The 6,404-nt window shown below is 50.5% G+C and carries 6 protein-coding genes; 3 read left to right on the forward strand and 3 right to left on the reverse strand.

What is annotated here, in order from left to right:
* Positions 1–30 precede the first annotated feature (30 nt).
* Entirely contained in the window at positions 31–804 is a 774-nt protein-coding gene (locus EA408_13840) for a T9SS C-terminal target domain-containing protein (GenBank protein ID TVR68133.1), read from the forward strand.
* A gap of 56 nt (positions 805–860) precedes the next feature.
* Here the strand turns inward: EA408_13840 and EA408_13845 are convergent, their stop codons facing one another.
* Positions 861–2,051 carry a hypothetical protein gene (locus EA408_13845; protein TVR68134.1) on the reverse strand — a complete coding sequence of 397 codons (1,191 nt, stop codon included), beginning with the start codon at positions 2,049–2,051 and terminating at the stop codon, positions 861–863.
* A gap of 184 nt (positions 2,052–2,235) precedes the next feature.
* Complete coding sequence (locus tag EA408_13850; GenBank protein ID TVR68135.1) at positions 2,236–3,240, reverse strand: DUF1460 domain-containing protein; 1,005 nt, start codon at positions 3,238–3,240, stop codon at positions 2,236–2,238.
* 262 nt (positions 3,241–3,502) lie between these two features.
* On the opposite strand from EA408_13850, the gene EA408_13855 reads away from it, so the two are divergent.
* On the forward strand, positions 3,503–5,008 hold the full coding sequence (locus tag EA408_13855; protein ID TVR68136.1) for an aminotransferase class V-fold PLP-dependent enzyme: 1,506 nt from the start codon (positions 3,503–3,505) through the stop codon (positions 5,006–5,008).
* Between the two features lie 22 nt (positions 5,009–5,030).
* Here the strand turns inward: EA408_13855 and EA408_13860 are convergent, their stop codons facing one another.
* A complete protein-coding gene (locus EA408_13860; protein TVR68137.1) occupies positions 5,031–5,219 on the reverse strand; it encodes a hypothetical protein in 189 nt (62 codons plus the stop codon).
* Positions 5,220–5,241: 22 nt separating this feature from the next.
* On the opposite strand from EA408_13860, the gene EA408_13865 reads away from it, so the two are divergent.
* Positions 5,242–6,404 (forward strand): DUF4832 domain-containing protein (locus EA408_13865; GenBank protein ID TVR68138.1); only part of this gene is annotated, 1,163 nt, incomplete at its 3' end.

The following is a 6,404-nucleotide window of genomic DNA, read 5'->3' on the forward strand; positions in this document are numbered from 1 at the left end:
ACCGCGACACAGGCGACACAGACATTTACGATGGACGCCGACATGAACATCACCGCGACATTTGCTGAAACTGCCCTGCCGGAGTACACCCTGACAATATCCGTTACAGGACCGGGCTCGGTCAACGTGAACGGAGACCCGTTTGCAGGGGCCCTGCAGTTTGAAGAGGGCACGGAGGTCACCATCGAGGCGGTTGCCGAAGAAAATGCCGAATTTGAGGGATGGACCGGAAGCATTACCGCGACACAGGCTACACAGACATTTACGATGGACGCCGACAAGAACATCACCGCCACATTCACCGAAACAGCCGTACCGGAGTACACCCTGACCATCACTGTTACAGGACCGGGCCTGGTCAGTGTGAACGGAGACACATATACAGAGCCCCTGCAGTTTGACGAGGGCACGGAGGTTACCATCGATGCGGCTGCCGAAGCAAATGCCATATTTGAGGGATGGACCGGAAGCATCACCGCGACGCAGGCTACACAGACATTTACGATGGACGCCAACAAAAACATCACTGCCGAATTCGTTCTGGTGACCCAGATCAGGGACGCAGAGAAGCCCGCACCGGGAATTTTTCCAAATCCCTTTACCGATCAACTGACCATCTCTAATCCCGGTTCATTCAGTAGAATTACTCTTCTGAATGTTACGGGGCAGGTAATCGGAAATTATAACATCATTGACCTGGAAGAGAAAACAATTTCAACCGGCAACCTGGAAAAAGGAATTTACCTGCTCAGATTTGAAAAGGAAAATGGAATAAACCTGGTAATAAAGATGGTAAAACAATAGAAACCCCATTTTTTTAGCTGGAAGACAAGCCCCGGATCTCCGGGGCTTGTTCAATCTTAGATAAAACCCCTCACGACAACCAGCGGTGTGTTGGTGTCGCCGCTTCCTGAAACGAGGTCGGCCAGCGAAGAGACAAGGTTCTCTATCTTGCGGGGGGTGGTACCCTGGGCGCTGAATCCCTGCTTGTCCTGCTTTTCGGCAAATTTCCGGCTCTCTTCTGCGATTATCTTCTCGATCTCCTCCCGCGACTTACCTTCGTTATGCAGCTTTTGCATCAGGTACTTGGTCTTGACACCTATCCTGTTCCTGTTCTTTATCCCGGCCGTACAGCCGAAGCACGATACCGGATCGGCAAGTTCAAAAATGCCAGACTCAGGGTCCTTGTAGGCGCCGTCACCGTAAATAAGCACCTCTGCCTTCCTGCCAAACTCCTTATCTATCATCTCCCTGATCTCCTCACATACCCGGTCTGATTCCCTGGGCATGAGCTTTAGCTGTTCATTGACGGGGTCGAGGAGGTTCGATCCGAGAAGCCCGTATTCCGAATAGACTCCCTTCCGGGGATCGGAATAGATATCCTGCAGGGTAATGACATTTTTATACCCTGTTTCCCTGATCTCCTCAAGCACCTCATTCCTTTCATGAACATTGCTTACAATGATGCCGTCAGGCTCCCTGGCAGTAATATGACTGAAATTATTGGAGAGGAATATCTCAGCATCGCTGCCGGCCTCCTTTACGATCTCCTCATAATACCCGATATAGTCCATCCCGGTTTCGGGGTGCAGCAGCCTGTCATCCCCTATCTCATCAACTGTTATAAGATCGTCAAAGCATTTGCCCATCTTTTTCAGCGTCTCTTTCGAAATAACAGGATTGCCCTGTTCATCGTCAGGAAACCTCAACTGAATGATAACTTTTCCTTTGGGAACCGCCTTGGCTATCGCTTTAAGCATCATCGAGAAACGGTTGCGCGACAGTATGGGATGGACAACGCCGACAGTTGAACTCTCTTCGAGGTTAAGTCTCTTACCTATCCCGGCAGAAACATCTGACAGGTTTACCACATTATGCTGTGTGATGGCAACTACCGATTCGGTTACGCACAGGATATCTCCGTCATTTATTATCTCAGGGTTTTTGGCTATGGTTCTACTGATGACCCCGGCAAGGTCATCTTCAGCAGTTATTATTCCTGTTTTTACTCCGAATGCTATTACTCCCAAATCTTTTTCCGGCAACGTCATAAGTCTGATTGTTCATAGGGACTGCTCATCAGTGGCTCAATCCCGGTTTCAAATAAAATATCGCTGCAAAGTAAAGAAAACAGATCAAAAATTACCCTTACAATGCAAAATACTGATTCATGCGTATGGCAAATCGGGCCGGATTTTATTGTGCTGTGAAAATATGCTCATCTTAATCTATGAATTAATCCGCGACAGGTTTTACCCTGGCCACAAGAATGCCAGGTATCCTGCTGCTGTCAGCGAGATATTCCGACAATGGCACCGTTGTAATTTCTACCTCCTGCGATCTGGATGATGCATGAAGAAAGTGAAGTCTTTCATCCACAAAAATTGCAAGTCCGGTATGCGAAACATCAAGCCCCTCTATATCTGAAACAAAGGCTATAATATCACCATCATTGATCAGTGGAGCAATATCATCAATCTGGTCCCTGGAAATATACCTCATATCGTAAGCAGAGATCCACTTCTCAATTCCAGCCATCACATATACCAGTGAGGCATCCTCCTCCAGTTGCCTGTATGAACCGGGGTTGGCAGTCATAAAGCCCACTTTGGTATCAAGTTTCCTGTTGCCGGCCTCATCGCTTATAATATCAATGTAGCCCTTCCTTTCATTGTCCTTCAGCCATTCAGTGAAATAATGGAGCCGTGAGGGATAGCCATCTATCATCCCGCCGCGGTACCGGAGTTCGGCGAGTTGCCGGGCGAAGCAGCCGAATCCATGCCGATCGCCGGCCGGACCCTGCCGGTCACCCACTGAATTCTGCTGATCGCCGGCTGAACCCTGTTGTTCACCTGCTGAACCCTGCCGGTCACCTGCTGAACCCTGCCGGTCACCTGCTGAACAGAGCGCCATGGCAGTTACGTATTCAACAAGTGTTGTACAATCCACTCCCAGCAAGTTGATAACCAGGTGCTCGTCGCCTTCGACCTCAAGAGTTGACGCAACATAGGGTGTGCCGAGAAACATCTTTCCCGCCAGCACCATCCGCCGGCCGATATCCCAATCGGGGCCAGCCTCCTCCAGCAACTGCTTCATCACCTTGTCATAGAAGAGTGTATCACCCTCCGTGGCAGTAACATTCATGGCGCCGACGATCAAATCATCCTGATGTTCAGGATGCCTTCGTTCCTGGCAAGAAACCAGCAGTATCAAAGCCATTATGATCATGTTCCGGTTCATAAATTCATGTTTTTTGTTATCCCGGTATCATCGTTTCTTCCCATAACGCTCCGATCTCCCCGCACCTGCCGGATCATGCCGGGCTATCAGCGGAACAAACCGGTTAGGATATGGATCCGGGCGTTAGCGTTAATATAATTTTCATTACGGGCAGATTTTTTTATTACTTTTAACCGGATATTGCAGTCAATTTAGTCAAAAATCGCGAACCCTGTCTTTACCTCCAGCTGTAAAATTAACTTAAGAAAAAGGAAATACAATAATGGACAAGGATACTTTCAGGAAATACGGGCATGAGATAGTCGACTGGATAGCCGATTATTTTGAGAATGTCAGGCATTACCCGGTAAGGTCCGAAGCCGGACCGGGGGATATCATCTCGAAACTGCCCAAGGAACCACCTGCCGGCCCGGAGGAGATGAAAACTATATTGAAAGATTTCAAGGAGATCATCCTTCCCGGGATGACCCACTGGCAGCATCCGGGCTGGTTTGCCTACTTTCCCGCAAACAACAGTCCGGCATCAGTCCTTGGCGAAATGCTTACGGCAGGGCTTGGTGCCCAGTGCATGTCGTGGGAGACCTCACCGGCCGCAACCGAACTTGAGGAGGTGGTAACGGACTGGCTGCGGCAGATGACAGGCCTTCCCGAAGGGATGAAAGGAGTTATCCACGATACGGCATCAACTGCCACACTCACTGCATTGCTCACCGCCCGCGAGGTAGCTACCGGGTTTACCTGTAATGAGACAGGACTTTACGGATTCCCCGGAAGTCGTGAAGAACAGGAAGCAGGCACCGGTAAAGCAACCCGAACCGGGACCGGAAACAGGTCCGGCGAAAAAACTGCTGCGGGCCCGGCCCTCAGGGTTTATGCATCGGCCGAAGCGCACTCAAGCATTGAGAAGGGTGTCAGGATGGCGGGATACGGGCGGAAAAACCTCATCTATATCGAAATTGATGAAAATTATGCCATGAGGCCTGATAAGCTGGAGGAAGCCATACAGGAGGACATTGAAAGAGGATTCAGACCTGCCTGTGTTATCGCTACTGTCGGCACCACCTCATCGACAGCCATAGACCCTGTTGATGAGATTGGCGCAGTATGCAAAAAACACGGTATCTGGCTGCACGTGGATGCTGCGATGGCAGGAACGGCAGCAATTCTTGAAGAGAAAAGGGATCTGATGAAGGGAGCTGAATATGTTGACTCACTGGTTTTCAACCCACATAAATGGATGATGACCAACTTTGACTGCTCAGCCTATTTTGTGCGCAACCCCGAACATCTCATAAAAACAATGTCCATCAACCCCGAATACCTGAAAACCGGCAGGGATGCACAGGTGAATAATTACAGGGACTGGGGCATACAGCTTGGCCGGCGTTTCAGGGCGCTTAAGCTCTGGTTTGTTATCCGCCACTACGGGGTAGATGGTCTGAAGGAGATAGTGCGAAACCATATCAGGATGGCACAATGGTTAGGGGAGCAGGTAAGAGTATCGAACCATTTTGAGCTGCTGGCCCCCATCAGCGCAAGCCTGGTCTGCTTCCGCCGGAACGACGGCAACAGTTCCGAAAAGGAACTGGACCGAATCAACAGGGAGTTGCTAATGCGAATAAACGAAACAGGGGAGGTCTTCCTCACCCATACGCTACTATCGGGTCGCTACACCATCAGGCTTTCCGTTGGCCAGCGAACCACCACCCTGGCAGATGTGGAAAGGGCATGGGAGATCATCAACCAGGCTGCAGGTGGCAACAGATAACAACAAAAAACCGGCAGAAACATCAAAAACTCACTGCAATGACAACCGCTTCAGCAAAAAGCCAAATCCACTCAGCCCGCTCCATTTCCCGGTCATCAGGCAGCACCGCCAGAACAGCAGCCGGTTCATGCCTGGCAGTACGAGGCATCTGCCGGACTACCGGCAGCATCTCCCTGGCAGTCCGAAGCAAATTTCCGGCAGCATGCGGCATACTTCTGTCCTTCCTCCTTCTGATGCTAAATACCGGGCTAACCGCGCAGACAGGTTTCGAAGGAAGTCCCGGCAGGAATACCATCAGGCCGAAAACTATTGACGATGTACTTTATAATCCGGGTATGGGTTTCACCACCATGAACAATTTTGATGGCAATATTGAGGGGCACCCTAAATCAACGGTCGCCTATTGGCGGCTGTACTGGTCGGATATTGAGCCGGAAAATGGCAGTTATGACTGGGTCAGGACAGACCAGATAATCGAAGTAGCAAGATCGCGCGGTCAAAGGGTGGGACTGGCGATCATGCCGGTGAACGGGGGCCCTCCTGAATGGTACAGGGATCTGGGAGCCAGGGGATTCGATTACGTGCCTGAGCGGGGAGGCAAAAGCTGGATGCCCGACCACAACGATCCGCTCTACCTGGAGCATTTTGGACGGCTTGTGAGAGAAATGGGGAAAAGGTATGACGGACATCCAGATATAGATCATGTGGATATGCGCTCACTGGGCCACTGGGGTGAATGGCACTTTGCCTTTGTAGAGCCACAGCCAGTGGTAAAACCCGAAATCAGGAAGGCACTGGTTGATATTTTCCTGGAAAGCTTTACCGAAACCCCTCTTCTGATGCTTATAGGAGGCGGTGAAGAACTTGCTTATGCAATTAAGAACGGTACCGGGTGGAGAGCGGACTGCCTGGGAGATCTCGGCAGTTTTTCTCCGGAATGGAACCATATGAGAGATGCTTACCAGCAATACATCGATGAAGCAGGCGCTGCCGATGCCTGGAAGCATGCCCCCGTACATTTTGAATCGTGCGGTGTCATGCAGGTATGGGCCGACAGTGGTTATGATATTGAGCAAATCTTCAATGAAGCGCTGCGCTGGCGGGTTTCCGTTTTCAATAACAAATCATCGCCCGTGCCGCCCAGGTGGTGGAGTGCGGCCGAGGAGTTCATGAAGAAAATGGGTTACAGGTTCGTGATCAATTACCTCACGGTACCCGACCAGGTGAATGCCGGACAAACTCTCAGGGTTGAGAGCGAATGGGCCAATACCGGCGTGGCCCCGGTTTACAGGAATTACATGGTAAGTTTCAAAATAATAGACATTAACCGCCGGCAGAGCATTATTCTGAACGACCCTTCATACAATACGGACCTGAGGAGTTGGTTGCCGGGCAA

The organism is Marinilabiliales bacterium (assembly GCA_007695015.1).
Lineage (GTDB): Bacteria > Bacteroidota > Bacteroidia > Bacteroidales > PUMT01 > PXAP01.

Bases quoted from the DNA above. Each gene is read 5' to 3' on its own strand.
- EA408_13850 (TVR68135.1), bottom strand. From the start codon at position 3,240: ATGAACCGGAACATGATCATAATGGCTTTGATACTGCTGGTTTCTTGC.
- EA408_13860 (TVR68137.1), bottom strand. From the start codon at position 5,219: ATGCCGCATGCTGCCGGAAATTTGCTTCGGACTGCCAGGGAGATGCTG.
- EA408_13840 (TVR68133.1), top strand. From the start codon at position 31: ATGGACGCCGACATGAACATCACCGCGACATTTGCTGAAACTGCCCTG.
- EA408_13855 (TVR68136.1), top strand. From the start codon at position 3,503: ATGGACAAGGATACTTTCAGGAAATACGGGCATGAGATAGTCGACTGG.
- EA408_13845 (TVR68134.1), bottom strand. From the start codon at position 2,051: ATGACGTTGCCGGAAAAAGATTTGGGAGTAATAGCATTCGGAGTAAAA.